The sequence below is a fragment of the Pseudochelatococcus contaminans genome, assembly GCF_014195635.1.
Classification (GTDB): Bacteria; Pseudomonadota; Alphaproteobacteria; order Rhizobiales; family Beijerinckiaceae; genus Pseudochelatococcus; species Pseudochelatococcus contaminans.
The window spans coordinates 38,350-63,541 of sequence record NZ_JACICC010000007.1 but is presented as its reverse complement, the minus strand read 5'-3'; the positions used below and the strand labels follow the sequence as shown (position 1 = coordinate 63,541).

Genomic DNA, 25,192 nt, shown 5'->3' with positions numbered 1-25,192 from the left:
CAAAGAGATAGTGCAGCATGGGCGCTCCTGCCGCGTCTCATCCTTCCTGTGGCACTGCCGGGTTCAACATCCCCACCTCGGTTATCCTGGACTGAATCTTGTCACGGAATGTGCAAAGATTGACAAGCTGCGAATCGACCTTGACCAGATGTTCCGCAAGGGTTGCCAATATCTTGTCCCGACTCGCGATCGTCGCGGGGTCCTCGCAATACAGATCGATGACGTCGCCGACCTGCGAGAGACTGAGGCCAATTTGCGTCAACGCGGTAATCGTCTTCACCCGCTCAAGGACAGCCTCATCATAGTGGCGATGAGCATGCTCCTTGCGATCGGCGAGTTTCAGGAGCCCCAGATTCTCATAATGATCGATGGTGCGTGGGGTGAGGCCAGAACGTTCAACAAACTTGCCAGTTTTCATGCGACCGGGCATCAGGAACTACTTTCAAGATTGTGATCTCTACGCAACGTAAGATTCACATCTATTTGAAGGCTGTCAACAAGTTCAGGGTGACTGACCGGCGGAAATGCGCGATAGGAATTTGTTCTTCAGCGTTGCCTCAATACGCCGACCCACCGGGGCAAACATCTACCGGCACAGGTTTTTACGTTTCTGAAGAGGGACAACAGGTCACCAATGCGCATGTCGGCGATGCATGCGAGAAGATAATCGTGCGCTACGCGCAAGACCTTCCACGAAAGGGCCGGATCCTGTCCCGTGATACGATAAACGATCTTGCCTTGCTCGCTACAGATCACCCCGCTCCCGCAGTCGCTGCGTTCCGCCCCGGGGGTGAGGATGCGCGAATATGCGGCAGTGTTCGGTTACCCTTTGACGGGTATTCTCACATCGAGCGGCAACTTCACGCAAGGCAGCGTGACGGCGCTTGCCGGCTTGCGAGACGACAACCGTATGCTTCAGATTTCTGCACCAGTTCAACCCGGAAATAGCGGCGGGCCACTGCTTGATGATGCCGGTAATGTGGTGGGTGTGGTAGTTTCAAAGCTGAATGCCCTGAAAGTAGCAGCGGCTACAGATGATCTGGCGCAAAATGTAAACTTCGCCATCAAAGCAAGTGTCGTACAGGGCTTCCTGGAAGCCCAAGGCATTCAGCTTAAAATCGGCGCCCCCCGTTGCCGCGACGCTCAAGCCGCCAGACATTGCGGACCGAGCGAAATCATTTTCAGCTTTGGTCGTATGCGAGCAGTAGGTCAGCCGCCGGAGAGGCTGCACCCTCCCCTTGTGTGTATGGCGTGTCGATTACAACCCGTATGCTGATGCCTGCGCGGTCACAATCGCGTCGCGCCGGGCAAAGGTGATGATCGCTCCTGCTCATGAGGAGGCCGTAAATCAAGTCATCCTGAGAGCTCATACGAGGAACGTTTTATGATTATTTGTTCTGTTTCATGTGCCGTGCGTGTGCCACGGAGGAATTTGTACGGAATGGTACGGTTTGGCGGATTATTTGTAAGTTACTGGTATTGAACGGAGAATTTTGGATTGGGTGGCTGTGGGGTTATAAACGCAGAAAGCCTCCCGAAGGAGGCTTTAAGCTATTGTGTTTGTTTGTGATTTTTGGTTGCGGGGGCACGCAACCACCGAGACCGACATTCGCTGGAGGTGGCGATTTGATACTTCCCACCCTACACCAATGCGCCTTCCTGACAGCAAAAGACACCATGCGACTGGGCTCGCGCAGTTTCAAGCGAGGAGCAACACGTTGAGTCCCTGTACGCGCTGGAACGCGGCATCGCCCGTCAGCAATACGTGATCGGGACCTAACTGCAGACAACTCGCGGCCTGCAGAGCGTCCGGTGTGCGCAGGCCGTGCCGCACGCGGATGACGGTGGCCAGTTCCACAACGTCGCGGTTCAGTTCCACCCATACGAGGTCTGGCCGGGCAAAGAACGCATCGAACAGGGCCAATGCGGCGGCGTGATTGTGCTTCATCGGTCCCACACGACATTCCAGCCAGGAGAGCCGGCTGACCGCGGCTCCGACATCGGGATGTGCCTGCGAAAGCGCGGCGAGTTGGCTTCGCACGCGGCCGGCGAACGGTTCGCAGCCATCGATCAGATAGATCAGGGCGTTGGCATCGAAGAATGCGATCACCAGTTGCGCTCGTCGGCCACCGAGGCATCGATTTCCGCCTTGTCCCGCGTGCCGGCGGCACGCTGCGACAGCAGCCATTGCATCGCCGTCATGCCCGGACGGACTTGCGGTTGCTCCCCGGTCAGGCGCAGATACTCTTCCTCAGACAGCACAACCGCAGCCGATTTATTGCGCTTGATGATCCGCACTGGGCCGTGCTGCAAGCCCTCCTCGATGGCCGCCATGCCGCGACGCTTGATCTCGGAGACGGTAACGACGTTCATCTGGCACACCTCATTTAGGTACTTTAATTCGATTTAACAGTATCGATTTCGATACTAAAAGGCAACCCTTTCGAGAGGACAACCATATGCTCGCCATGCACGTCACCCTACCGATGTCGGAGACAGAGCTGAAGTCGGCCACATGGCCGAGGCGATTCAGGCGGCTGCTGTGAATAAGCGCCCAAGGTTGACCCTACGGAGTAATTACTTCAGGTATCTTATTTTATTCATTAATTCTCATTTCCGGATGGGGCAACATCAGCGCCGATCCTGACCCCGAAGATAACCATATTTATATTGTAAATTAATGTACTGCACTCAATTTCATCCAGGGCCAATCTTGAGCGCTTAGGCAACTGCTTGCATGCGTCCGGCCGCCGGAAGCCGCACCCGGCTGCGCTCGTCATTCGGACCGCAGCTCGCCCAATATGCTGGGGGAGCTTGTCACCATCCACTTTTCAAATTTGAGCCGCCCCGGGTTTGCCGGAGGCCATTTGGTTAAGTCACGCTGCCATGTCTGGCTGCTCCAGCATGGCGTAGTGTCGTTCCTCGGCTTCGGCCGGCGGGATATTGCCGATGGGCTCGAGCAGCCGGCGATTGTTGAACCAGTCGACCCAGGTCAGCGTGGCGAACTCGACTGCCTCGAAGTTTCGCCATGGTCCGCGCCGATGAATAACCTCAGCCTTGTAGAGGCCGTTGATCGTCTCGGCGAGAGCGTTGTCGTAGGCATCTCCGACACTGCCGATGGAGGGCTCGATGCCGGCCTCGGCCAGACGCTTGGTGTAGCGGATGCTGACATATTGCGACCCACGGTCCGAATGATGAACCAGACCGCCGCGATGAGCGGGCCGTCGTTCATGCAGCGCTTGTTCAAGAGCATCGAGGACGAAGCTCGCATGCGCCGTCCTGCTCACCCGCCAGCCGACGATGCGACGAGCGTACCCCAGCTAACAAAACCTGTTTATGGCCCTGAAACATATGATTGTTGCGGCGATGACGAGGAATGCGCGGTAGAGATCGGCATGGCTTTCGTATCGGATGGTCAAGCGGCGGAATTGGTTGATCCACGCGAATGTGCGTTCAACCACCCAACGATGTTTGCCCAGCTTGGTCGAACTTTCGACGCCGCGCCTTGCGATGCGAGGCGCAATGCCCCCTTGCGCAGATCCCGCCGGCATCGGACGAATTCATACCCCTCGTCAGCATGGAGCTTGCCGGGGTGTTTGCGAGGTCTTCCTCGCTTGCCTTCAACCGGATGGACGGCATCGACGACATCAGTCAGCGCAATGATGTCATGCCGGTTGGCCCCTGTCAGGATAACGGCGAGAGGAATGCCGGTCGAGCATATGCCGCTGCTGGCGATCCCAAAGGCCGATACCCTGCCATTGCGCCAGCAGGTCATGCCCGAGCACCCGGCAACCTCACAGGGCAAGCGTTCCCAAGGGATGCCCGTATAGAGCACAAACAGTATACCCAGCAACGCCTCGCGGTTGCCGACGCGGGGCCCGCCGCCTTTCGGCCGCGCCACCTCGACCGGCATCAGCGATACAATTTCCGCCCAAAATTCATCAGGAAGCACTTTCTTGGCCATTCTGGAGAAATCGCTCAGAGATGGTTAATAAATGGTTTTGTTAGGGGTTCTAAGCCCTTTGCCCGTGCTGCGACAGAATTGGAACAGTATCTAACGGTACAAAATACAGATGGTCAGCATAAAATGTTGCATTATAGAAATAAAATTATTTTTCACAAAAATTAGATATCTGACTTTGTAATTAATTTATTTTCCTCATAGATAATTAGATAAGTTCCGCAGAAAGCCATTTAAAAATTTTGATCTTGTGGTATAAACGTAAAAATTGATGCTCTATCGGAGGTTTAGAGACAGATGTTGGAGCAGTTCAGCATAGTCGACACAGATGAGCTCAAAACGTTTGATGTTGTTGCGACAAAACGCAGTTTCAGTGTTGCATCCGAGGTTCTCGAATGTTCTCAGTCTACAATCAGTCAGAGGATCGCTCGTCTTGAAAAGCGAGTTGGGCGCCGACTTATTTTCCGCACCACACGTCAGGTCAATCTCACGCCTGATGGGGAGGCTATGCTGATATATGCTCGATCCATTCTTTCCATTGCCGAGAATGCACGTCTTTCTCTGATGCGCCCATCGATGAAAGGCACGCTCAGGGTAGGTGTGGAAGATGAATTCGCTACAACGAAACTGCCGCAAGTGCTGGGACTGTTCCGGGCGCAGTTCCCCCACTTCGGCATGCGATTGATCACTGGCCGTAATGAACATCTTCATGACATCCTTCGCTCGCACGAAGTCGATATCATTCTGGGCAAAAGCCATGGCGACCAGCTTAACAGCGAATTGCTCTGGGAAGAGGAGCTGATATGGGTCGGTTGGGCCGCTGAACTTCTGAAGGACGGGGAGTTGGTGCCACTCGTCTCCTATTTGAATCCCAGTATTACAAGGAGTATTGCGGAAGGATCGCTCCGCGCGGCGGGGCGTGGCTGGGTGACTGTGGCAGAGAGCAGCAATCTGCTTGGTCTGCTGGCTGGAGCACAGGCAGGTTTCGGCATTATGGCTATTGGTCGCAGCTTTAGTACGCCCGGACTCACGGAAATATCCGAGGACTTTGGGCTGCCTCTACTCGGTAAACTTCACTACGTTCTCGACGGTAGACTGGAGGACACTGATGAAGCGGTGGATGCTTTTATCTCGGTCCTGAAGGGGGCCGCTAAGCAGATCGCGGCTGTAAAAGACGACCCCGCTCCTTCAAAAACTGACGAGTAACAGCCCAAGCTGGATGATGCCTCACGCCAACAGCATTGATTTCACCCACTATCCGCGACGCCCATTATCTTGAACGGCAATTTATTTGAGTAATTTATAAAAAAATGAATTAATTTTATTAACAAAAACTTCAATCAAATATAATTTTACATGAAATATTACTATTATTTATATTGCCTTATGCATTAAATTATTTCGAGATCGCTGGTGGCATGTTTATGGCAGGTGATGGTTGCATTTCCGAGAAATCATCCAGTGAAACGAACATTGTCGTTTCGCGCTATGAGACAGATTGAATCAGCTGGATCAAGGTCTCGAAACTTGCCGCCGCCAACGCATGGCCGCGGAACAGTGAGGGCGGATCTAATGCGTTGAAATGCTTCGGTCACGACAGCGTGGCGGAAGTCGCTCGATGATATGCGCGTGCTGGCCTGTAGATCACGCAGTGGACCAGCGAGTTCGTCGTGTGTGCAAACGGGTCCGCTCGTTGAGCCTGGCCGACGCTTGAACCGGGGCAGGCTCCGCATCGACCGGCCCGTCTGCCCTGACAGCGTTCATTTCGTTTTATTGCGCCGGGTTCCGATCCGCGCAATTCCCTGCTCCGAAAGCCTGTCCGCTCAGGAGCATGTTGTCCCTGTTAATATCGATGGAGAATCAGATGGTTGCCAGAAAGTTTCAGATTGTGGGCGCTGGTGCGGATCGCAAGATCCAGACGACTGCGCGGGGATATGAGGTTCTTCGGGACCCAGGGCTCAACAAGGGCACGGCTTTTACGAAGGCTGAACGCCAGGCCCTTCAGATCGACGGCCTGCTGCCGCCGGTCGTGACCGAAGACCTCGCGCCGCAGCTTGAACGGGCCTATGCTGCTTATCATGAAGCGCCGACGGATCTCGACAAGCACATCTACCTGTGGCGTCTGCACGACAACAACGTGACACTGTTCTATGCGCTGCTTCAGGAACACCTGCTCGAGATTCTGCCGGTGGTTTACGATCCGGTGGTGGGTGAAGCCATTGAGCATTACAGTGAAGTGTTCACACGGCCGCGCGGCATTTATCTCTCCATCAATGAGCCCGAGACGGTAGAGCAGAAGCTGGCGAACTTCGGTGCCGGACCGGGCGATATCGACCTTCTGGTCGCTTCCGACGCTGAAGCCATTCTCGGCATTGGCGACTGGGGCACCAACGGCGTCGACATCGCGATCGGCAAGCTTGCGGTTTACACGGCCGCGGCCGGCATAAGCCCATATCGCGTCGTTCCCGTAATTCTGGATGTCGGCACCGACAACGAGAAATTGCTGAACGATCCGTTGTATCTCGGCTATCGTCACGGACGCACTCGCGGCAAGGCCTATGACGATTTCATCGATGCCTATGTGACGGCGGCGCGCAAACTGTTCCCGAAGGCGCTGCTGCACTGGGAAGACTTCGGTTCGACCAATGCACGCCGCATCATCAACCGTTATCGCGGCACCATCCCCACGTTCAACGACGATGAGCAGGGCACCGGCGCCATCGTGGTTGCCGCGCTGCTCAATGCCGTGCGGCGCAGCGGCACACCGTGGGCTGAGCAGCGCGTCGTCGTCTACGGTGCCGGCACGGCCGGTGCCGGCATCGCCGACCAGATCCGCGACCACATCGCCAGCCAGGGCCTGTCGAAGGAAGAAGCCACCCGCCGCATCTGGCTCGTCGATGAGCCCGGCCTGCTAACCGACGATCTCAAGGATGGCCTGCTGGATTATCAACTGCCCTACGCCCGTCCGCATGCCGAAGTGGCCGATCTCAAGCGCACACGGGTGGAAACCGATCCGAACGCCGAGACGCGCTGGCCCGAACTGGCGGCCCTGCGCGAGAAGCTGACGAACGGTATCATCGACCTCGCCACAACGGTCGATGCGATCAAGCCGACAATTCTCATCGGCACCTCCACCAAGCCCGGCTCGTTCACGGAAGAGATCGTGCGCAACCTCGCCTCTCATGTCGAGCGCCCGATCATCTTCCCGCTGTCGAACCCGACCGCTCTGCATGAGGCGACGCCTGCCCACCTCATCGAGTGGACCGACGGCAAGGTGCTCGTCGCTACCGGCGCGCCATTCGATGACGTCGAGTACAAAGGCGTGACGTACAAGATCGCGCAGGCGAACAACGCCGCACTCTATCCGGGTGTCGGCCTTGGTGTCATCACCGCCCGCGCCAAGATCGTCACCGACGAAATCCTGTTCGCAGCAGCCAAGGCTGTGGCCGGACAGGCGACAGATGACACGCTCGGTGCTTCGCTGCTGCCCTCCAACGCTGACCTGCGCACCACGTCAAGCGCCGTGGCCGTGGAAATCGTGCGCACTGCCATCAACCAGGGTATTGCCGAGGCCAAGATCGACGATCCCGTTGAGGCCGTGCGCGAGACCCAGTGGTGGCCGGTTTACCTGCCGGTCGAAGCGGTTTGATCCGCCAGCAATGAGCGGTTGCTGTGGCTGCATCTCTTCGGAAACGCAGCCACGGTATTTTTTACAAATATATATATGATGTTTATCAATATATTTCCTTAGCTATGCAATGTAATATAATTGTATTAGCATTGGACTAATAAACTTTCTATCGCGCAATGGATGCTTGCGTCCATTTTTATCAATCGAATACCCTCGCATTTCTAATGAATGCGAGGTGACTAATCTATGAGGATAGCTGAAATGGTAGATTTTCGCTCCGAGTCTGACAGTCTCGGCACGGTGAATGTTCCTGCGGATAAACTTTGGGGTGCGCAGACACAGCGTTCTCTGGAGCATTTCTCGATCGGACCAGATCTGATCCCGCGTGAAATGATTGATTCCTATGCTTACCTGAAAAAAGGGGCGGCGATCGCCAATCATAAGGATGGTCGCCTCGCGGATGAGAAGTTCAAGCTGATCGTGACTGTCTGCGACGAAATCCTTGCCGGACAGCATCGCGACATGTTCCCGCTTCACGTCTGGATGACGGGCAGCGGTACGCAGTTCAACATGAATGTCAACGAGGTCATCTCCAACCGCTGTTGCCAGCTTGCCGGCACGGCGCTCGGCAGCAAGACGCCCGTGCATCCCAATGACGACGTCAACATGGCACAGTCATCGAACGATTCCTTCCCGTCGGCCATGTATATCGCGGCCGCCATCGGTGTGACGAAGGATCTCGTTCCAGCCGTCACCGCGCTGCGCGATGCCATTGCCGCCAAGGCCGAGGAATGGAAGGACATCGTCAAGATCGGCCGTACGCACATGCAGGACGCCACGCCGCTGACGCTCGGCCAGGAATGGTCCGGTTATGCCGGCCTGCTGACCGACGATCTCGACACCATCGACGCCGCTCTCAAAGGGGTCTACCGTCTTGCCCTCGGCGGCACGGCGGTCGGCACCGGCCTGAATTCCGCACCGGGCTTCGCGGAGGCTTCGGCGGCCGAAATCGCCACGCTGACCGGCTTGCCCTTCGTCACCGCGCCTAACAAGTTCACTGTGCAGAGCGCGCACAACGCCTTGGTGAGCCTCTCCGGCGCCCTGAAGACGCTGGCTGTTTCGCTGTTCAAGATCGCCAACGACATCCGCCTCATGTCGTGCGGACCGCGTGCCGGCTTCGCCGAGCTATCCATTCCGGCAAATGAGCCCGGCTCGTCGATCATGCCCGGAAAGGTCAATCCCACCCAGTGCGAGGCGCTGGCCATGGTCGCCACTCAGGTGTTCGCGAATGACGTTGCCGTGAATTTTGGCGGCGCCAGCGGCTATCTCGAAATGAACGTGTACAAGCCGCTGATCATCTACAACATCACGCATTCGATCCGGCTGATAACGGACAGCACCACCAATTTCCGAAAATTCCTCATCGAGGGCACCACGCCCAATCTCAAGAAGATCGAGGAATATGTCGAGCGTTCGCTGATGCTGGTTACGGCGCTGTCGCCGGTGATCGGCTATGACAAGGCTTCGAAGATCGCCCACTACGCCCTGGACAACGATTTGACGCTGAAGGAAGCCGCACTCAAGCTTGGCTTCGTCACGGAGACAGAATTCGACAAGGTCGTCGATCCGAAGAAGATGGTTTCTCCCTACGTGGCGTAATCTCAGCGACGAGGAGTCTGTCAACATGAACGTCAATAACGACAATGAAGCGGCCTATGGCCGCTTCGCACTCGCTTCGCAAGTTGGGCCGCGGTTTACCGCCGACTGGAAGAGTGACAATCACCGGGCACGTCGGCTGGTTGCCGAGTTCATCGGCAGCTTCGGCTTGACCTTCGTTCTTTCTGGCGGAGCGGCGGTTCTTGCTGCCAACGGCGGAGCGGAATTGGCTCCCTACCAGTTTGCTTTCATCCTGTCCGCGGTGTCCGCCCTGTGGCTAGTCGCGGCAGTCTATTGCCTGGGAGATATCTCCGCGCATTTCAATCCGGCGATGACGCTCGGGTTTACCCTGCGCGGCGATATGACCTGGCCGATGACTCTAGCCTATTTCGTCGTCCAGTTCATTGCCGCTTCGGCCGGGTCTCTCACGGCGGCGGAGCTGTTTGGCTATGGCGGCAATCTCGCCGCAACAATCCCCCAGCCCGGGCAGTTGTGGGGAGCGGTCATACTGGAGGCGATCCTCACTTTCGGCATGGTGCTGGTGGTGCTCAGCATGGCCGATGGCCCAAAGCTGGTCGGCTCCGCCATTCCGATCGCGGTAGGGGCCTATGTCATGGCCGCGGGAACGATGGGTGGGCCTTATGACGGCGCCGCGTTCAATCCGGCACGAGCCTTCGGCCCCAATCTTGCCCGCGGGGATCTTTCGACTTATTGGGTGTACCCGTTAGGATCGGCAATTGGTGTCGTCGTTGCCGTCCTTGTGGCACGTTTCCTGCGCGGGCCGGCAAAGGCAGAGGAAGCCCAGGCTGCAATGGGGTCGCCATTGGATAAGGGGCCTTCATAGTAGCTTGTCCGTCGTCAGCTCTGATTGGACCAAAGTGGCTTAACTGAGAACGGAGGATTTCTGGTTCATCGTAGCCTTTCAAAGGTGCAAAGATGAGACAGAAATCCGGGACAGGGAAAGCACCTGCGGAACAGGTCATCAAGGACATCCGCCGAGCGACCCGCAAGCAGTATGGCGCGGAGGAGAAGATCCGCATTGTGCTGGAAGGCCTGCGTGGCGAGGAATCGATCGCCGCGCTGTGCCAGCGCGAGGGGATCGCCGAGAGCCTTTATTACAACTGGTCGAAGGAATTCCTTGAAGCCGGCAAGAAGCGGCTGACTGGCGACACGGCCCGTGCCGCCACCAGCGACGAGGTAAAAGTGCTGCGCAGAGAGGCTCATGATCTCAAGGAAGTCGTCGCCGAACAGGCGCTGGAACTGCGGATTCTTAAAAAAGCATGATTGTAATGACCCAGCGGAATCTGCTCAGGTTAAGCTGCTAATTTGAATGCCTCGGCAGGTGTGCGCATGGCAAGCGCCTGGTGAGGGCGGCGGTTGTTGTAAAAGCTGATCCAGTCACCGATAGCGCGTGTTGCATGCTGGATGCTGTCGAAGCGTTGGCGATGGACGCATTGCTTTTTCAATGTCCGGATCACGCGCTCCACCATGCCATTCTGTTGCGGGCAGTGGGGTGTGATAAACTCCTGCTTCAGGCCGTAGCTTCGGACCAGCGCTGTGAACTTTCGGCTGGTAAAAACGAGCCCGTTGTCCGACCTCAGCAGGAACTCCTTCGGCACCCGACCCAAAGTGCCGAACCGGGTAATCAGCGCATGCTCCAACGCACTGGCTGCGGTCGTGGCCTTGCCGGAGCGCGACAGATGCCACCCCAACAACTCGCGGGTATGGCAATCGATGACCAGGGCCAGTGTGGTCCAGCCATCCCGCCCGGCCCAGATCCGGCACATGTCGGTCGACCAGCGCTCATTGGGAGCTTTGGCTACGGACGGGATCGCCTCAATCCGCGGCCGCATCCCGATGGGTCATTTGCGCACCTGCCAGCCCTTGAGCTGAAAGATCCGTTGAACCGTGTTTTTATTGAACCCCAGAAGCTAGGCCACGGTCCTGTAGCCAAAGGACGGTTCCTGCTCGATCATGGCCTTGATCGGCTCAGAAAAGCGCGGATCGACCTTCGCAGCCGCCTTGGTTGGCCGGTAATACACCGTCCGGCGCGACACCCCAAACCAGGCACAAAGCTTGGTCAGGGGCACCTTGATGCCCTCAGCGAGAAGGCCCTGCTGGATGCGGCGGACGACAAATGATCCAGAGCATCCATCAGGGCCTGGAATTTTTTTCGTGCGCGCAGCTCCAGCATGGCTTCGCCATAGGCCTCCTGAAGATCCTTCAGCTGCTTCTCATATTGCTCGCGGATGTCGAGCGGGTTCGCCCGCAGAGAATTCTCCATTCCCCGCTTGGCGTCTTCAACCCACCCCTCAATCTCGGCGGGCGACAGCTCGAAGGACCGGCTGGCCTCAGCCACCGTGGTCTTGCCCTGAATGATTTCGATCACCAGCGCGGTTTTGCGCTTCGCCGTCCAGCGTTTGATGCTGTCGTCCATAGTTACACTCATCGCTACCTTCTCCCTTGTAGCATGAGCAGAGTTTCACTGGGTCGATACACCAATGCGGAAGGCGCGGACTGGACCGAGGTGACTCGGATCGTCCTGCACCGCGACCCGGATGCCGAGGAAATGCGATCCCGCAGATGCTGGGAGAGCCATCTTGCGCGCGCGCAGTGGATGACGAAGATCGGCTACCGGCGAATTCTCGAACAGGCCGTTGAACAAGAGCGCATCAACCGACAGTGACGTGACAGCCAATCAATTGCGCCAAGATGTCCCATGAGCAATTCGCCTGACAACGGCTGCGATGGGGTGGAAACCGGATTGACAGGTCTTGGCGACTACGTTGGGAAAGCTGCCGTCCATCGGGGCAACGAGCTTGGCAGCAATGCGCCCCAAAGCTGCCGGACTACCGGCCTGGGGCATGGAAATATCGGGCAATAGCGTGGAATCGGCGGTTCGCTATGCCGCATGGTGGTGTGCGGTGATCGGCGGCAATATCGGGCCATAGAGGGAAATCGGCGGGTTTGGCGGATCTGGTGGGATTCGAACACGTACGTCGAAGAAATTGGTTGATCCTCAGATACGTCTAATAGATATCGGCTTTTTGCGAAGGACAGCCGCTTTTCTGACGACGCATTTGGGAGCGCGGAGCGCACCGCTCTGCATGTTTGGCGAGCAGGACCGATATGGGTTTCGAGGCGCTTTGTCGCCAATCACCAGTTTCAGCTTGTGGCTAAGGGTACCTAACGGCTGCCGATAAGTGCAGACGGCAGACCGCCTGTTGACGGCAATATAACATGGAGGCTATGTAGCTTGTACGGCTTATTGGGCTCATTGACGCCTTGCAAAGGAATCTCCTCCTTCGAAAGGTTTCCAGAAAGCACGATCATACGGAGAGTAGTGACATGGGCCGAACTTTGAATGAGATTATCGCCGACCTTCCGCCCGAACGTCAGGAAATGATCGAAGAACGATATCAGGAACTGAAGCAAGAGGTCGAGAGCCTGCGCGAACTACGCCCGATCGTCGGCGCGGCCCAGGTTGATATCGCCAGCACGCTGCACGTCAAGCCGCCGTCTATTTCGTGAACAGCTTACCGCCCCAATTTCAGTGTGCTTCCAGCTTGGCGCGCTTGTATTGTTGTATCATTTTTATCACAATCAGAGCCAAAGTGTAACCGTGCCTATCCGGCTTTACTTCGCCATGGCTTTCTTTCTGGTGCTTCCAGTGCGCTTCCACGGGTTTGTTGTAGAACGCGGAAATCCTCCCGGAGGAGGCTTTATCATACTGACATCATTGCATATTTTTGGTTGTGGAGCAGGATTTGAACCTGCGGCCTTCAGGTTATGAGCCTGAAGGAAACGAATATTTTTCCCTTATTTTTCAATAAACGACACTATCTCATGTGCCATTTGTGTGCCGACCAGATATTGGATACAATTTTATCTAGTTGCGTACAGGACGCTCCCATCCATTATATAGATTGAGGCTCGTTGTGCTTTCCGTGAAGACCAAACTCGCTTTAATGTGAGGAGGATCGAGCATGAAGCATAAATTGGACGACGTATAACTTTAAATCAGATGGTATATCTATTAATAACCGTCGGATAAGCACGGCCACGATTTCTGCCCACCCACTGATCGAGCGAAAAATCCGACCGCACGTCGACGGAGCGATGGCGGATACGCGCGTTGTGCTGATCGCCGGGCCGCGTCAGGCCGGCAAGACAACACTTGCCAGGCAACTTGCACATGAGGGACGTCCTTATGTGACCCTCGACGACATCGGCACACTCGAAGCGGCGCACACAGATCCCGTCGGCTTCGTTCGCGGCTTCGATACGGCGATCATTGACGAGATCCAGCGTGTGCCGGAGTTGATGCTGGTCATCAAGGAAAGCATCGATCGGGATCAGCGGCCGGGGCGGTTTCTGCTGACCGGCTCCGCTAATCTGGCGACCATTCCGGTCATTGCCGATTCCCTCGCCGGGCGCATGGCCATCATCCCGCTGCTACCTTTGGCGCAGTCGGAAATCCGGCAAGGAAAGGGAGCATTTCTGGATCGCCTGTTCGAAGCGTCTCTTCCGATATTTTCAGGCGATGCGCAGACCGGAGAGGATTTGATTTCCATCGTTCTCAGCGGTGGCTATCCCGAGGCCCTGCGCCGCGCCAGCTTGCCGCGGCGACAGAGATGGCTTGAGGATTACGTGGCTCTCATTCTCAATCGCGACGTCAGGGACATCGCCAACATCGACCAGTTGGAGCGGATGCCACAATTGCTCAACGTTCTGGCCGAGCACGCCGGGCAAGTTGGTGAACTATTCGAGATTCGGAGCGGCGCTCGGGCTGTCGAATGTGACCGCACAGAAATATGTGCCATCCTCGAACGGCTTTATTTGGTGCACACCCTTCCCCCGTGGTCATCAAACCGGCTGAGCCGGCTGATCAAGACGCCGAAGCTGCATTTTCTGGATAGCGGCCTGCTCGCTGCTCTGCGCGGCACAGACAATGACAATATCAGGGCCGATCGCACGCACTTCGGCGCTTTGCTGGAGAGCTTCATTTTTTCCGAACTGCTCAAGCTGGCCTCCTGGTCGGGAACGCGGGCGGCATTCTCACACTATCGCACCAAGGATCGGGACGAGGTTGATATCGTTCTGGAAGACCGCCGCGGACGTGTGGTCGGGGTTGAAGTCAAGACCTCCGCCACCGTGCGCGCCCAGGACTTCCGCGGCTTGCGCCAGTTGCAGGAAGCGCCAGGCGACAGGTTCGTGCGAGGGGTCGTGCTGCATGATCATGACAGGATCACCCCCTTCGGCGAAAAACTATATGCCCTGCCGATCACGGCCCTGTGGCAATGGTGAGCGTAATGCGCCGGCTATCATTTTGAACAAAACTGACGGATGCTCAATATGCGGTGCTGTCTCAGTTCCTGCCGCTGCAGCGCTGCAACGTGAAAATCGATAGCAGGCGCTTGCTTGATGCCTTGCTCTATATTGCGGAGAATGGCTGCAAGTGGCACCGCCTGCCGAAAGAGTACGGCAATTGGCACACCATCTAGATGCGGCTTCGCCGATGGGCCGAAAAGGGAATTCTCGACCGGATTTTTGAATCGCTTCAGCACCAGTGCCTGATTGTCATCCGCGTCGAGTGCCCTGGTCTGGACAGCACCCACATCAAGGTACACCCCGACGCTACGGGGCTCTCAAAAAAGAGGGCCGTAGGCCATCGGCAAATCCAGAGGCGGATGGAACACCAAAATTCATATCCCCTGGTCAGGCCAGCGACAGCGTCAAGGGGCGCTCCCTTCTGGAAAGGTGCAACGAAGGCTTCCTTGACGCCGAACACGGTGTCGGAGGTGAGGTAGGCTCAGGCGGACGCGCGCCGGCTGTTTCAGCGGATCAGCGGCATCTTGCGATAGCCGAAGATGTTCAGCAGCAAGCGGGCGGCAAGCAGAGCCACCACCACGGTAGCCACGATGCAGACCGAGAATGCCGCAGCCTGATTGGTCGCTCCGCGATCCTGAAGATAAAGAACGGACACAGCGGCCACCTGCGTATGAGGTGTGACAAGGAAGATCACGGCTGAGAGCGTCACCATCGAACGCATGAAGAAAAACACCGCTACGCCCACGATCGTAGGCAGCATCAGCGGCAACGTCACCTTGACAAAGGTGTGAAAACGACCGCCGCCGAGTGTCGCCGATGCCTCGTCGAAGCGATTACTGATCTGCTTCATACTGGTGCTGGAGATGAGAAAGCCCTGTGCATGGTAGTAATAGACATTGGCGACCGCAATGATGAACAGCGTGCCATAGATGGCGTAGACAGGGTTTGATGGATTGTTGAACGCCAGAATGTAGCCAAGTCCCAGCACCATGCCCGGCACAGCCGCTGGCAGGATGGCAAGGAAATACAGAAGCCGCGTCGCGGGCGAGGCAAATTTCTCGACGACATAGGCGGCAGCCGTCACCACGACAACGCCGACGCCAGCCGCCATGAGCGATATCCAGATGGAGTTCCATAACGGCTGGATGCCATTCTGCACGTCAAAGGCGTAGTGGCGCAGCGAAAAGTCCATGCGATACGGCCACAGATGCACGAAACTGGCGAACACCACCACGGCCATCACGGCAACGATAGCCACCGAAATCATACCGACAACCAACCCCAGCAGAGTATCCCGGGTGCGGTCCGGCCGGGGTATCAGCGGTTTGGACTGTTCGCTGATGAGCGCATGCTGCCGGGCGCTGATGTACTTTTCCGTGATCGCCGCGATGGCAGCCGGAATAAGCAGGACCATGCCGATGACGCTGCCCATCTCGAAGTTCGCCTGCCCGATGACCTGATTGTACACCTCCGACGCCAGCACGGTATAGTCGCCGCCAATCACCATCGGATTGCCGAAATCGGTGATCACCAGCGTGAAACAAACGAACACCGCTGCCGCGATGCCATATCGCGTCGCCGGCAGCGTGACCGTGCGGAACGCGCGCCATTTCGACGCCCCCAGCATCTGCGCGCTTTCATAAAGCCGTGCATCCGCGACGGCCAGCGCGGCCGAGAGGATCAGGAAGGCATAGGGAAAGACATAAAGCACCGATGCGATCACGATGCCCCAATAGCCGTAAATATCAATGCCGAGCCCGAAAGTGCGGTTGATAATGCCGTTGCGCCCGAACAGCAGCACGAGCCCCTGCGCCTGCACCAGCGAGGGCGCAAACAGGGGGAGCACCGCGATCATTCGGAAAAGCCCCCGCGCCGGAAGCGTCGAGCGTTGGATCGCATAGGCAAAGACGTATGCCAGGACGACAGCCAGCACCGTGCTCGTCAGCGTCATGTCGACGGAATTATAGGTGATGCGCACGAACCGTTCGTTGCCGAGCATTGCGGCGTAATTGCCGAATCCAAAGCCATCGCGGGTGGAAAAGGAACGGCCAAGTATCTGCACCAGCGGGTAGAGAACAAACACAATCAGCGGGATGCCGACGATGATCGTCGGCAGAAGGACACCAAGCCTGATCCTGTTGCTGACTTTTCCGCGCGGCAGGTCTGTTGTTACGATCGCGCTCATCATTCAAGCACTTTCACGGCATCGGCCGGCAACCGGACAGCGATGGACGGCGCTTCGGAAATCGCGCGCAACGCGTGACCCGGCACTTCGGCAACGATTTCCTGCTCATGCCCCTTACCAACCGACAGAACGATCTCGGCGATATTACCCAGATAAACGGTGCTGCGAATACGCGCCGGGATGGCGCCATTTGCGTCCGTAGCCTCTTCGGTCACCACGCATACATTCTCAGGCCGGATACCGATCAGGCGCGGCGCCTCACCGGCCGTGCGCTCCTCGCAACCGACGGGATATCCGGCAAGCAAAATTTTGCCGGCTGCGGCAGAAACAGGCAGCACGTTCATGCGACCGATGAACTCCGCCACGAAGCGCGACGCCGGGCGCTCATAAAGCTGATGGGCGTTGCCGACCTGCACGATGCGACCTGCTTCGATGACGACGATACGGTCGGCCATCGCAAGCGCCTCCTCCTGATCGTGGGTGACCATGATCGTCGTAATGCCGAGGCGCCTTTGCAACTCGCGGATCTCGATGCGCAGATTTTTGCGCACCTTGGCATCGAGAGCGGAAAGCGGCTCGTCCAGCAGCAGCATCCGGGGGTTGGTGGCGAGCGCGCGAGCCAGCGCAACACGCTGCTGCTGTCCGCCTGAAAGCTGCGAGGGCAGCTTGCGCGCATGTTCGGAGAGCGCGACAACGCGCAGCATTTCCTGCACGCGCGCATCGATCTCCGCGCGCGGCCAACCATGACATTCCAGTCCATAGCCAACGTTGCGAGCAGCGCTCATATTGGGAAAAAGCGAATACGATTGGAATACCACGCCAAAGTTGCGTTTGCGCGCCGGGATTTCGGCAAGGTCACGCCCCTCGAACAGCACGGAGCCCTGCTCTACCTGTTCAAGCCCCGCAATCACCCGCAAAAGCGTGGTCTTGCCGCAGCCGGACGGTCCCAGGAAGCAAATGAACTCCCCGCTGTCGATGCTCAACGAAATATCGTCCAGCGCCACCATCTGACCGAAGCGCTTGGTTACATGAGAAATAACGAGCGTCACCGGAAAATCCCTGGAGCGTTTTCCGACCAGACGGAACCATCCGATCGACAAGAATTCACTCAAAAATCAACTGAACATGGTCGAGTATCCCCCGCCCTGTGCGGGCACCGGGCGGGGGACTGTCAGGCGCGCTATCAGCGCTCCAGTTCACGCTGCCAGCGCTCGAGAATGCGCTGACGATTTTCAGCCGACCATGCAAAATCCATGTCCCACAATACGGACGAAATGTCTTCCGGCAGGCCGGCTTCCTTGAAGTTCTCCGGCATGGAGCCGCCGGTCACCGTGACGATCTCCTTCCAGTCATAGTAACCTTTGACGGCGTTGTCGGAGATGGTCCAGTCCAGGAAGCGCTTGGCGGCATCCTTGTTTTTCGATGCGGCCACGAGCGCATTGGCCTCAAGCTCGTTGCCAGCGCCCTCAGCCGGGATCACCATGGCGACCGGATAGCCGCTCTGGATGTTCTTGATCGCGCGCAGGGCGAAGGATGCGCCGATCGCGAACTCACCCTCGCTGGCCGCATTGCAGGGACGCGAACCGCTCTTGATGTACTGGGCGATGTTCTTGTCCAGGCCTTGGAGGAACTTCCAGCCTTCTTCCTCACCCTTTTCCTGAAGAATAGAGGAGACCATCAGGTAACCCGTGCCGGAGCTGGCCGGATTCGGCATCACGACCTCGCCCTTGTAGACGGGGTTGAGCAGATCTTCCCACGAAGTCGGCATGGGCAAGCCCTTCTTCTCCAACACTTCCTTGTTGACGCAGAAGGCCGCCATGTAGCCGGTGGTCGCAAACCACTTACCATCCTTGTCGCGAAACTTGGCGGGAACGCGCTCGATATTGGCCGGCTCGTAGACCTCGATCAACTCACCGATGCGCGGATCGATCATGGAGGTGACGGCCCAACCCCAGATCACATCGTGCTGCGGGTTGTCGGCTTCAGCCAGGATGCGCGCATGCAGGTCGCCGGTCGACAGGCGGAGCACGTTGACGTTCAGATCCGGCAGATCTTCTTTGGCGCGCTTGAGGAAAGCTGCGATTTCATCCTCTTCATAGGATGTATAGACCGTGATGTCATCCGCCTGTGCAACGGCCATGCCCATCGCCGCAGAGAATGCAACTCCGGCAAGAAGATGGCGCAGTGCGCTGTGCTTCGAAAACATGAATGCTGTCATTGTGTCTCGCTCCTCACCTGAATGCTGTGTCGATTTCCCAATAAAGGATGTATGATCACACATAGAAAAAATAAAACCCCGGGCACGCGGCATGATCCCGAGGGATATCCGACGCACGCACGGTCATTTTTCATTCGAGTTTATTGAGCCGGCATATCGGATGAACTTTAGGAAACACATCCGATCCGGCAGCAAGCCGCTCTCGATCAGCAAATCTACTATGCATCAGGTGTGACAGAGATTTGAAAACAACCGCCCAAACATAATATATTCGACATCATCACAATGATTTTTCGTGATTATGATTATAGATTTTATATCAAAAAAAATAACCACTCTATCGATTAACAATTATTGACATCACGCGCTTGGCATCGCTGAGGCTCGATCCCTCGACGCGGGGCATCACGATCACAGGGTGCCCCCAGAACATGCGCTTGACGCGCCGCCGCATGGATTCGTCTAGAGGATGTTAGGGATCTGTAAACCAATATTTCCGAACTTTGCGAGATGACGACAGCTCGCAAACCTTACCCTTCTGATGTTTCGAATGCGCGAATTGTCACTCAGGCCCCCGGCTGACGGACGATCTCTTCCACAACCTGCGTCTGTCCTCGTTTCGTGAACCGGCAGAGAATCTCGGTCGCTACAGGATCACCGGCAAACCGGAGGACATTGGCCGCTTCCAGACGCCAAGCCTGCGCCACGTCGGCAAAACGGCTCCCTGTATGCACAACGGCCTCATCGAGACGCTGGAAGGCATTGTTCACTTCTACGCATGCGGCGGGGGAGAGGTGTGGGCGCGCAACGCCCGCGAGGCGGCGGACTCCCAATATCCGTTCGCTGCCGCACTCTCGCCCTACATCAAACCGCTTGATCTCGACGCCGAAGAACGGGCCGCGCTGGTCGCATTTCTCAAAACGCTCTGACTAATTCCGTCCGGCACCTGAGGGGACTGCCTCTGTCCGAGCTGCCTCAATGTCTTTCAGGATCTGCATGCGTGCTTCAGGCGTTTTGCCGGTCCACCACAGGCGGACATCGGCGTTGTCGATCGGTATCAGCCGGTCGCCATAGGCGGTTTGCACTTCCTCGGGAAAACCGTTGGCCTCGCCCCGGATATACCGATCGAAGAAGTCGCGCACCACATCGTTCTGCAGGGCTATCATCGTTTCGGCCGGCACCTTGCCGAGGAAGACGTCGCCCAAAGGCTGCCGGATGAACAGGGTGAAGTCTGAAAACCCCATGTGCAACGCATCCTTGACCTGGAAGCGATAAACCTCATCCGACTGCCCGGTTTCCTCGAAGCGCTCGTAGGAGAACTGGTTGAAGCTGTGGGCTGCCTCGGGCGCATCTTCGCCGATAACGCGGCGGAACCTCTCTAAGTCGGAATGCAGCATGAGGAAAGGGACGGGCATTTGCGTGCCGAGCGTTTGCAGGTGATAGCTGAGGCCATCGAGGTTTACGCCGGCGGCGCAACGCGTATCGACCGCGCAAAAGCCGCCTGTTGCCGACCCGCCGAAGGACATGCCGATCTGCCCGGTTTTCGAGACATCGCCTGCGGCGGCGATCTCGACGACGGCTTCCGGCACGGTCCCGTCTGCCAGCCTGTCGAGCAGGAATTGCCGATCCGCGACCCAGGCCGGCCCGCTTTGCATAACCAGCCGCGCATCTTGTTGCGGTAGAAGCAAATGCCCCGCGAGGCGCTCGTCGAGGGTTTTGCCGGTGAGAAGGACGCTCATGCCTGCCGGACGCTCGTCGTCATGGCTGCGCTTGAGTTGAGCGTCCATTGGCGCGATGTCGCCGTTCGGAAACACGGTGTCGGACGCATCGTAGGTATGCTGGATGGAATAGACGATATAGCCATGGCTGGCGAGGTCTTCCATCAGCGCGGTATTCTGCCCAAGGAAGGACATGTAACCGTGGCTGTAGACCACCACGGAACGTTTGTCCGGGGCCGGCAACAGGGGCGCATCCTCATAGCCGTTGGTGCGAACATGCTTGAGGTGGCTCAGCAGCGGCCCGAAATTGATCAGCCCGCCCAGCCCGTGCGCCGTGGTGCGCGCTTCTGTGGGAGAGAAGTAGCGCATCGGCCGTGCGTCCTCTGCCGGCGTGGCGGGGTACCAGACCCGCACCAGCAAACGTCGAGGTTCCTTCGGCTGTGCCGAGAAGAGGCCGGGGCGACTGGCATCGGCCAGCTCGAATGTGCGCACGCCGACCGCATGCGGCCCGGTGGGCTTTGGCAGGGGAGCAACCGGGAATATCGCCAGCACTGCCACGGCGGCGGCAGCCAGAAGCGTCAGCAGCGGCCCCGATACAAAGGGAACGCCTTGCTTGCGTCCGCGCGTCAGGAAAAGCGCCAGCAGGAAGGATAGCGCCGCTATTGCGCCCGCGGCCGCCTGCCATCGATGGTCAAGGAAGCCCCAAACGCCTGCGGCCAAAGCGGCCAGCGCGCAGATCAGAAGCACGGATCTGCGCGCCGGTATGGCCGGTATCCACCACGCGACGATAAACACCGCCAGCGCGATGACCAGCACGACATCCGAAGCGATCATTGATCACGCTACCAGCGGTAGGACAAGGTGCCGAGAATGGTGCGGCGCGGGCCGTAGACGCAGCCGTTGTTCACGGCGTAGCAGCCCGAGACGTATTCCTTGTCGAACAGGTTATTGGCGTTCACCGCGACGTTGAAGCCCTTCAACTCATCGAACCGCGCCCCAAGGTCGTAGGAGAGCATGGCATCGACCAGCGTGTAAGCAGGCACGGTGGCGCGCACGGGCGGATAGCCGGTGACCGAGAACCATCCGGTGCTGTCACCGGGCGTCACGCCGATGTAACGAACGCCCGCGCCAAGCGACAGGCCCCGCAGCGGCCCCTGGGACAGGGTGTAGTGCCCCCAGAGTGACGCCGAGTGCTTGGGCACGCCAACAGGGGTGCGGCCGACGGTGTTGAGGTTGTTATCCTTGGTGACCTTGGCGTCGACGAACGTATAGGCGGCGATCACGTTGAGGCCGTCGAACAGGTTGATGCGGGCCTCGGCCTCGAACCCGCGCGAGCGGATTTCGCCGGTCTGCACGCTGAAGTTGGGGTTGATGGGATCGGAGGTCAGGACATTGGTCTGCGTCAGGTTGAAGGCTGAAAACTGGATAAAGCTGTTGAAGCCGGTCGGCTGGTACTTCAAACCGATCTCGTATTGCTCGCCTTCGGATGGATCGAAGGTGCCGCCGTAATAATCCGTGCCGCTGACAGGCTCGAACGAGGTCGAGAAGCTGGCATAGGGGGCAAGTCCGTTATCGAACAGATAGACGACGCCGGCATTGCCGCTGAATGCATCGTCGGTTGCCTTCGTGTGGTTGAAGACGGAACTGCCGGGGCTTGCCTGCGTGCGCTGGCGCGTTTCCACCCAGTCTTGCCGTATGCCGAGCAGGAAAGCCCACTTGTCAAGCCGGATCTGGTCCTGCGCATAGAGGCCGGCGAAATTCTGCTCGCGATCCGTGTAGTTGAGGCCAGCTATTGTAACCGGCTGGAAGTAAATTGGGTTGGTGAAGTTGATCGGCGATGCCGTTCCGCCCGAACTGAGGGACCTGTTCGCCCAGTTATACTGATAATCGAAACCAACCATCGCCGTATGCTGCAGGGCGCCAGTGTTGAAGCGCGCCTCGACCTGGTTGTCGAGGACAAAGCCGTTCGTGCGCTCGCGTGAGTATGCGGGCCGGCGCATGATGGTGCGCAGATTGCTGGCGAGGCTCGCCGCCGCTACAGTCGTGAACTTGGATTCAATGTGCTGGAAGCGGGCATTCTGGCGCACTGCCCAGGTCTCGTTGAAGCGGTGCGAGAACTCATACCCGATCTGGGCGGTGTTGCGGCTGAAGCCCTCGAAGATGGGGTCGCCGGGGAAGAAGGAACTCGGAATCCGCCCATTGGGATTGGGCAACCGCGTGCCGGCGGCAGGCAGGCCACCATAGAAGCCGGTTTCCGGGTCGCGCTGATAGCTGGACAGAATGGTCAGCGAGGTTGCTTCCGTGGGCTGCCATGTCACTGACGGCGCGATGTAGATGCGCTCTTCCTTGGTGAAGTCAACCTGCGTATCCGATGTCCGCGCAAGGCCCACCACGCGGTAAAGCAGTGTTTTCTCCGGGTCGACCGGGCCGCCAATATCGAAGGCTCCCTGTACCCGGTTCCACGTGCCGCCTTGAACCTGGATTTCTCCGTGCGGCGTTGCACGCGGGCGCTTGCTGACCTGGTTCACGATGCCGCCGGGGTTGACTTGCCCGAACAGAACCGATGCAGGGCCGCGCAAGATTTCGATGCGCTCCAGCCCGTAGACCTCAGTAGAGGGGATTGCATAGGAAATGCCGCGCTGCAATTTCAACCCATCGAGATAGTTGATGTAGGCGGCCTGCGTGCCGCCACCGCCGAAGCCGCGCATGAAGACACTGTCGTAGCGCCCGTTCGTGGGCCGCGTCTCCGAGACGACGCCGGCCGAATAGCGCAGCGCCTGCGCGACGCTCTGTGCGCCTTGATCGACAATCTGCTCACGCGGAATCACGCTCACGGAACGCGGGGTCTCGATCAGCGGTGTGTCGGTTTTCGTCGCGGTTGCGGAGCGCCCGGCGATATATCCGTTGACAGGGCCGGTCGCCGTTTCCCGCGTGTCCTCCACGACGATCGTATCGAGCACAACAGATCCATTTGCATCAAGCTGCGTGCGTTCTGTCTGCTGTGCTGCGGCGTGAGATGCGAAGGCGACCATGCTTGCAGTAAGAAGCAATTGCCATGCTAAGCGCAAATCCGACCTCGATCCAGAGACCCCACTCATCCCCACCTCCGTCACCATCATAAGATTATTGGGGATTTTTATCATCGGATATAGATGAATAACAGTGTTTAAATGCAACATAAGAAAACAAATACTATTCTATTTATTTCATTTAAAAAACATCCTGTTTAAAATAATTATAAAAATACATTTCATCTATCATATGCTGAAATTTGATATTTATCTGCATGAAGCGGATCTATCTCATCATGCGATATTGACCATGGAAGGGAGCTTCACAAAGCAGGTGATGCCAGCCGAACCAAGTTGTCATGAAGCTTGGGCTAAGGCTAATATGTGGTGACAATCAAACTATTTAATGCGCAAGATTAAAATTATTCAGAATAAAGAAAAGCAGTGCCAAATGCTCTTTTCTGTGAGACAGGCCGAGCCTCCTGAGCGTCGACCAGATCGTCGACAGCGAAACTGGCGGGATGCCACGTGCGACCAGTTCCTCCCGGATCTCGGCCAACGTGATCTCTTTGCGCGTCGTGGTCAGTCCGCGCAACAGACCCCCATGATCGGCCAGCAGCGGCTTGCGGCATCCGCCGATCTTCGCCGGTGCGGTGCTGCCCGTTGCCCGCGCGCGTCGCACCAGCTTGATGGCCGCGGATAACCCGGTGTCCTCAAAACCGGCAGCAGCTCAAAGCATGCGGCAACGGACAGGCTTGATCGCGTAATCAGACTGAACGTGTCAAACCTCCATCGATCCGGATATTCTGCCCGGTGATGTAGGCTGCTCCTTCCGACGTAAGAAAGGCAATGGTGGCGGCCACTTCATCGGCTGTACCGTAACGCTCCAACGGCACGCTCTGGCGTCGTTCTTCGGTCGCCGGAAGGCTGTCGATCCATCCGGGCAGAACGTTGTTCATGCGGATGTTGTTGCCGGCATAGGTATCCGTGAAAATCTTGGTGAACGCCGCAAGGCCCGCCCGCGCCACGGCCGAAACGGGAAACATCGGGCTCGGCTCGAATGTCCACGCGGATGAGACATTGACGATCACGCCCGACTTCCGCGCCTGCATCAGCGGTGTCACAAACCGGGTCGGGCGGATAACGTTCATGAGATAGGTATCGATGCCGGTATGCCAATCCGCGTCGGTCAACTCCATCAGCGGCTTTCTCGGGCCGTGGCCGGCGCTGTTCACCAGCACATCGATCCGCCCCCAGCGTTCCATCGCACCGTCGACAAGACGGCGATTGTCGTCATTCGACTGGTTCGACCCCGTAACGCCGAAGCCGCCCAGTTCCTCCGCCAGCGCCTTTCCCTTGCCGGAAGACGACAGAATGGCGATCCTATATCCATCGGCGGACAGACGACGGGCAGTGGCGGCTCCGATACCGCTTCCTCCTGCGGTGACGAGTGCAACTTTTTCAGACATGAATGATGCTCC

General features: G+C 57.6%; 23 protein-coding genes, 1 tRNA gene and 5 pseudogenes. 11 read left to right on the top strand and 18 right to left on the bottom strand.

Annotation, left to right across the window (positions count from 1 at the left end; genetic code table 11):
• Nucleotides 1-37: 37 nt before the first annotated feature.
• Entirely contained in the window at nt 38-418 is a 381-nt protein-coding gene (locus FHS81_RS13380) for a helix-turn-helix domain-containing protein (protein ID WP_183753755.1), read from the bottom strand.
• A 32-nt stretch (nt 419-450) separates the two neighbouring features.
• On the opposite strand from FHS81_RS13380, the pseudogene FHS81_RS13375 reads away from it, so the two are divergent.
• Nucleotides 451-1,276 (top strand): annotated as a pseudogene (locus FHS81_RS13375) (S1 family peptidase).
• A gap of 423 nt (nt 1,277-1,699) precedes the next feature.
• Here FHS81_RS13375 and FHS81_RS13370 read toward each other — a convergent pair.
• The 4 genes and pseudogenes from FHS81_RS13370 to FHS81_RS13355 form a co-directional block, all read right to left on the bottom strand.
• Nucleotides 1,700-2,110: a PIN domain-containing protein gene (locus tag FHS81_RS13370; protein WP_183753751.1), complete on the bottom strand. Its 411-nt coding sequence runs from the start codon at nt 2,108-2,110 to the stop codon at nt 1,700-1,702.
• Nucleotides 2,107-2,373, bottom strand: a complete 267-nt coding sequence (locus tag FHS81_RS13365; protein ID WP_183753749.1) for a type II toxin-antitoxin system Phd/YefM family antitoxin — start codon at nt 2,371-2,373, stop codon at nt 2,107-2,109. Before FHS81_RS13365 ends, FHS81_RS13370 begins: the two co-directional genes overlap by 4 nt.
• Nucleotides 2,374-2,876: 503 nt before the next feature.
• Nucleotides 2,877-3,314 (bottom strand): annotated as a pseudogene (locus tag FHS81_RS13360) (DDE-type integrase/transposase/recombinase); the annotation flags it as partial.
• A gap of 6 nt (nt 3,315-3,320) precedes the next feature.
• Nucleotides 3,321-3,964 (bottom strand): annotated as a pseudogene (locus tag FHS81_RS13355) (IS5 family transposase).
• Between the two features lie 294 nt (nt 3,965-4,258).
• Here FHS81_RS13355 and FHS81_RS13350 point away from each other — a divergent pair.
• From FHS81_RS13350 to FHS81_RS13330, 5 genes and pseudogenes are all read left to right on the top strand, one after another.
• Nucleotides 4,259-5,167, top strand: a complete 909-nt coding sequence (locus FHS81_RS13350; protein WP_183753747.1) for a LysR substrate-binding domain-containing protein — start codon at nt 4,259-4,261, stop codon at nt 5,165-5,167.
• Between the two features lie 658 nt (nt 5,168-5,825).
• On the top strand, nt 5,826-7,610 hold the full coding sequence (locus FHS81_RS13345; RefSeq protein WP_183753745.1) for an NAD-dependent malic enzyme: 1,785 nt from the start codon (nt 5,826-5,828) through the stop codon (nt 7,608-7,610).
• A 243-nt stretch (nt 7,611-7,853) separates the two neighbouring features.
• Nucleotides 7,854-9,251: a class II fumarate hydratase gene (fumC, locus tag FHS81_RS13340; RefSeq protein ID WP_183753743.1), complete on the top strand. Its 1,398-nt coding sequence runs from the start codon at nt 7,854-7,856 to the stop codon at nt 9,249-9,251.
• Nucleotides 9,252-9,276: 25 nt separating this feature from the next.
• Nucleotides 9,277-10,092, top strand: a complete 816-nt coding sequence (locus tag FHS81_RS13335) for an MIP/aquaporin family protein (RefSeq protein WP_183753741.1) — start codon at nt 9,277-9,279, stop codon at nt 10,090-10,092.
• A 92-nt stretch (nt 10,093-10,184) separates the two neighbouring features.
• Nucleotides 10,185-10,526, top strand: a pseudogene (locus tag FHS81_RS13330) (transposase); the annotation flags it as partial.
• A 35-nt stretch (nt 10,527-10,561) separates the two neighbouring features.
• Here the strand turns inward: FHS81_RS13330 and FHS81_RS18730 are convergent.
• From FHS81_RS18730 to FHS81_RS13320, 3 genes are all read right to left on the bottom strand, one after another.
• Nucleotides 10,562-11,101, bottom strand: a complete 540-nt coding sequence (locus FHS81_RS18730; protein ID WP_210281694.1) for an IS3 family transposase — start codon at nt 11,099-11,101, stop codon at nt 10,562-10,564.
• A gap of 78 nt (nt 11,102-11,179) precedes the next feature.
• Nucleotides 11,180-11,338, bottom strand: coding sequence for a hypothetical protein (locus FHS81_RS18725; protein WP_210281693.1), 159 nt, complete (start codon nt 11,336-11,338; stop codon nt 11,180-11,182).
• Nucleotides 11,329-11,697, bottom strand: a complete 369-nt coding sequence (locus FHS81_RS13320) for a DUF1153 domain-containing protein (RefSeq protein ID WP_183753739.1) — start codon at nt 11,695-11,697, stop codon at nt 11,329-11,331. Before FHS81_RS13320 ends, FHS81_RS18725 begins: the two co-directional genes overlap by 10 nt.
• Before the next feature lie 57 nt (nt 11,698-11,754).
• On the opposite strand from FHS81_RS13320, the pseudogene FHS81_RS13315 reads away from it, so the two are divergent.
• The 3 genes and pseudogenes from FHS81_RS13315 to FHS81_RS13305 all read left to right on the top strand — a co-directional run.
• Nucleotides 11,755-11,934: pseudogene (locus tag FHS81_RS13315) on the top strand (DUF2285 domain-containing protein); the annotation flags it as partial.
• Between the two features lie 88 nt (nt 11,935-12,022).
• Nucleotides 12,023-12,199: a hypothetical protein gene (locus tag FHS81_RS13310; protein ID WP_183753734.1), complete on the top strand. Its 177-nt coding sequence runs from the start codon at nt 12,023-12,025 to the stop codon at nt 12,197-12,199.
• Nucleotides 12,200-12,596: 397 nt separating this feature from the next.
• Nucleotides 12,597-12,779, top strand: coding sequence for a hypothetical protein (locus FHS81_RS13305; protein WP_183753732.1), 183 nt, complete (start codon nt 12,597-12,599; stop codon nt 12,777-12,779).
• A gap of 219 nt (nt 12,780-12,998) precedes the next feature.
• On the opposite strand, the gene FHS81_RS13300 is transcribed toward FHS81_RS13305, so the two are convergent.
• A tRNA-Met gene (locus FHS81_RS13300) sits at nt 12,999-13,097 on the bottom strand.
• A 270-nt stretch (nt 13,098-13,367) separates the two neighbouring features.
• On the opposite strand from FHS81_RS13300, the gene FHS81_RS13295 reads away from it, so the two are divergent.
• The gene (locus tag FHS81_RS13295) at nt 13,368-14,555 is read left to right on the top strand and encodes an ATP-binding protein (RefSeq protein WP_246375015.1); all 1,188 of its coding nucleotides are present in this window, start codon (nt 13,368-13,370) and stop codon (nt 14,553-14,555) included.
• A gap of 17 nt (nt 14,556-14,572) precedes the next feature.
• Here FHS81_RS13295 and FHS81_RS19355 read toward each other — a convergent pair whose 3' ends face one another.
• The 5 genes from FHS81_RS19355 to FHS81_RS13270 form a co-directional block, all read right to left on the bottom strand.
• A complete protein-coding gene (locus FHS81_RS19355) occupies nt 14,573-14,866 on the bottom strand; it encodes a hypothetical protein (RefSeq protein ID WP_428982456.1) in 294 nt (97 codons plus the stop codon).
• A 218-nt stretch (nt 14,867-15,084) separates the two neighbouring features.
• Nucleotides 15,085-16,767, bottom strand: a complete 1,683-nt coding sequence (locus tag FHS81_RS13285) for an ABC transporter permease subunit (protein ID WP_183753728.1) — start codon at nt 16,765-16,767, stop codon at nt 15,085-15,087.
• The gene (locus tag FHS81_RS13280) at nt 16,764-17,813 is read right to left on the bottom strand and encodes an ATP-binding cassette domain-containing protein (RefSeq protein WP_183753726.1); all 1,050 of its coding nucleotides are present in this window, start codon (nt 17,811-17,813) and stop codon (nt 16,764-16,766) included. Before FHS81_RS13280 ends, FHS81_RS13285 begins: the two co-directional genes overlap by 4 nt.
• A 134-nt stretch (nt 17,814-17,947) precedes the next feature.
• Nucleotides 17,948-18,970: an ABC transporter substrate-binding protein gene (locus FHS81_RS13275; RefSeq protein ID WP_183753724.1), complete on the bottom strand. Its 1,023-nt coding sequence runs from the start codon at nt 18,968-18,970 to the stop codon at nt 17,948-17,950.
• 578 nt (nt 18,971-19,548) lie between these two features.
• Entirely contained in the window at nt 19,549-19,716 is a 168-nt protein-coding gene (locus FHS81_RS13270; RefSeq protein WP_183753722.1) for a hypothetical protein, read from the bottom strand.
• Between FHS81_RS13270 and FHS81_RS13265 the strand changes: the two genes are divergently transcribed.
• A complete protein-coding gene (locus FHS81_RS13265; RefSeq protein WP_183753720.1) occupies nt 19,711-19,911 on the top strand; it encodes a hypothetical protein in 201 nt (66 codons plus the stop codon). The genes FHS81_RS13270 and FHS81_RS13265 overlap by 6 nt on opposite strands.
• Here FHS81_RS13265 and FHS81_RS13260 read toward each other — a convergent pair whose 3' ends face one another.
• The 4 genes from FHS81_RS13260 to FHS81_RS13245 form a co-directional block, all read right to left on the bottom strand.
• Nucleotides 19,912-21,534 carry an alpha/beta hydrolase family protein gene (locus FHS81_RS13260; RefSeq protein ID WP_183753718.1) on the bottom strand — a complete coding sequence of 541 codons (1,623 nt, stop codon included), beginning with the start codon at nt 21,532-21,534 and terminating at the stop codon, nt 19,912-19,914. It abuts the gene before it with no gap.
• Between the two features lie 8 nt (nt 21,535-21,542).
• Nucleotides 21,543-23,732 carry a TonB-dependent siderophore receptor gene (locus tag FHS81_RS13255; protein WP_183753716.1) on the bottom strand — a complete coding sequence of 730 codons (2,190 nt, stop codon included), beginning with the start codon at nt 23,730-23,732 and terminating at the stop codon, nt 21,543-21,545.
• Nucleotides 23,733-24,114: 382 nt separating this feature from the next.
• Nucleotides 24,115-24,393 (bottom strand): COG3415 family protein, encoded by a 279-nt coding sequence (locus FHS81_RS13250; protein ID WP_183753714.1) that lies wholly within the window; start codon nt 24,391-24,393, stop codon nt 24,115-24,117.
• Between the two features lie 85 nt (nt 24,394-24,478).
• Nucleotides 24,479-25,180, bottom strand: a complete 702-nt coding sequence (locus FHS81_RS13245; RefSeq protein WP_183753712.1) for an SDR family oxidoreductase — start codon at nt 25,178-25,180, stop codon at nt 24,479-24,481.
• Nucleotides 25,181-25,192 lie beyond the last annotated feature (12 nt).

Bases quoted from the DNA above. Each gene is read 5' to 3' on its own strand.
- FHS81_RS13380 (WP_183753755.1), bottom strand. From the start codon at position 418: ATGAAAACTGGCAAGTTTGTTGAACGTTCTGGCCTCACCCCACGCACC.
- FHS81_RS13365 (WP_183753749.1), bottom strand. From the start codon at position 2,373: ATGAACGTCGTTACCGTCTCCGAGATCAAGCGTCGCGGCATGGCGGCC.
- FHS81_RS13350 (WP_183753747.1), top strand. From the start codon at position 4,259: ATGTTGGAGCAGTTCAGCATAGTCGACACAGATGAGCTCAAAACGTTT.
- FHS81_RS13345 (WP_183753745.1), top strand. From the start codon at position 5,826: ATGGTTGCCAGAAAGTTTCAGATTGTGGGCGCTGGTGCGGATCGCAAG.
- fumC (WP_183753743.1), top strand. From the start codon at position 7,854: ATGGTAGATTTTCGCTCCGAGTCTGACAGTCTCGGCACGGTGAATGTT.
- FHS81_RS13335 (WP_183753741.1), top strand. From the start codon at position 9,277: ATGAACGTCAATAACGACAATGAAGCGGCCTATGGCCGCTTCGCACTC.
- FHS81_RS18730 (WP_210281694.1), bottom strand. From the start codon at position 11,101: ATGCGGCCGCGGATTGAGGCGATCCCGTCCGTAGCCAAAGCTCCCAAT.
- FHS81_RS13320 (WP_183753739.1), bottom strand. From the start codon at position 11,697: ATGAGTGTAACTATGGACGACAGCATCAAACGCTGGACGGCGAAGCGC.
- FHS81_RS13305 (WP_183753732.1), top strand. From the start codon at position 12,597: ATGGGCCGAACTTTGAATGAGATTATCGCCGACCTTCCGCCCGAACGT.
- FHS81_RS13295 (WP_246375015.1), top strand. From the start codon at position 13,368: ATGGCGGATACGCGCGTTGTGCTGATCGCCGGGCCGCGTCAGGCCGGC.
- FHS81_RS13285 (WP_183753728.1), bottom strand. From the start codon at position 16,767: ATGATGAGCGCGATCGTAACAACAGACCTGCCGCGCGGAAAAGTCAGC.
- FHS81_RS13275 (WP_183753724.1), bottom strand. From the start codon at position 18,970: ATGTTTTCGAAGCACAGCGCACTGCGCCATCTTCTTGCCGGAGTTGCA.
- FHS81_RS13265 (WP_183753720.1), top strand. From the start codon at position 19,711: ATGCACAACGGCCTCATCGAGACGCTGGAAGGCATTGTTCACTTCTAC.
- FHS81_RS13260 (WP_183753718.1), bottom strand. From the start codon at position 21,534: ATGATCGCTTCGGATGTCGTGCTGGTCATCGCGCTGGCGGTGTTTATC.
- FHS81_RS13255 (WP_183753716.1), bottom strand. From the start codon at position 23,732: ATGGTCGCCTTCGCATCTCACGCCGCAGCACAGCAGACAGAACGCACG.
- FHS81_RS13245 (WP_183753712.1), bottom strand. From the start codon at position 25,180: ATGTCTGAAAAAGTTGCACTCGTCACCGCAGGAGGAAGCGGTATCGGA.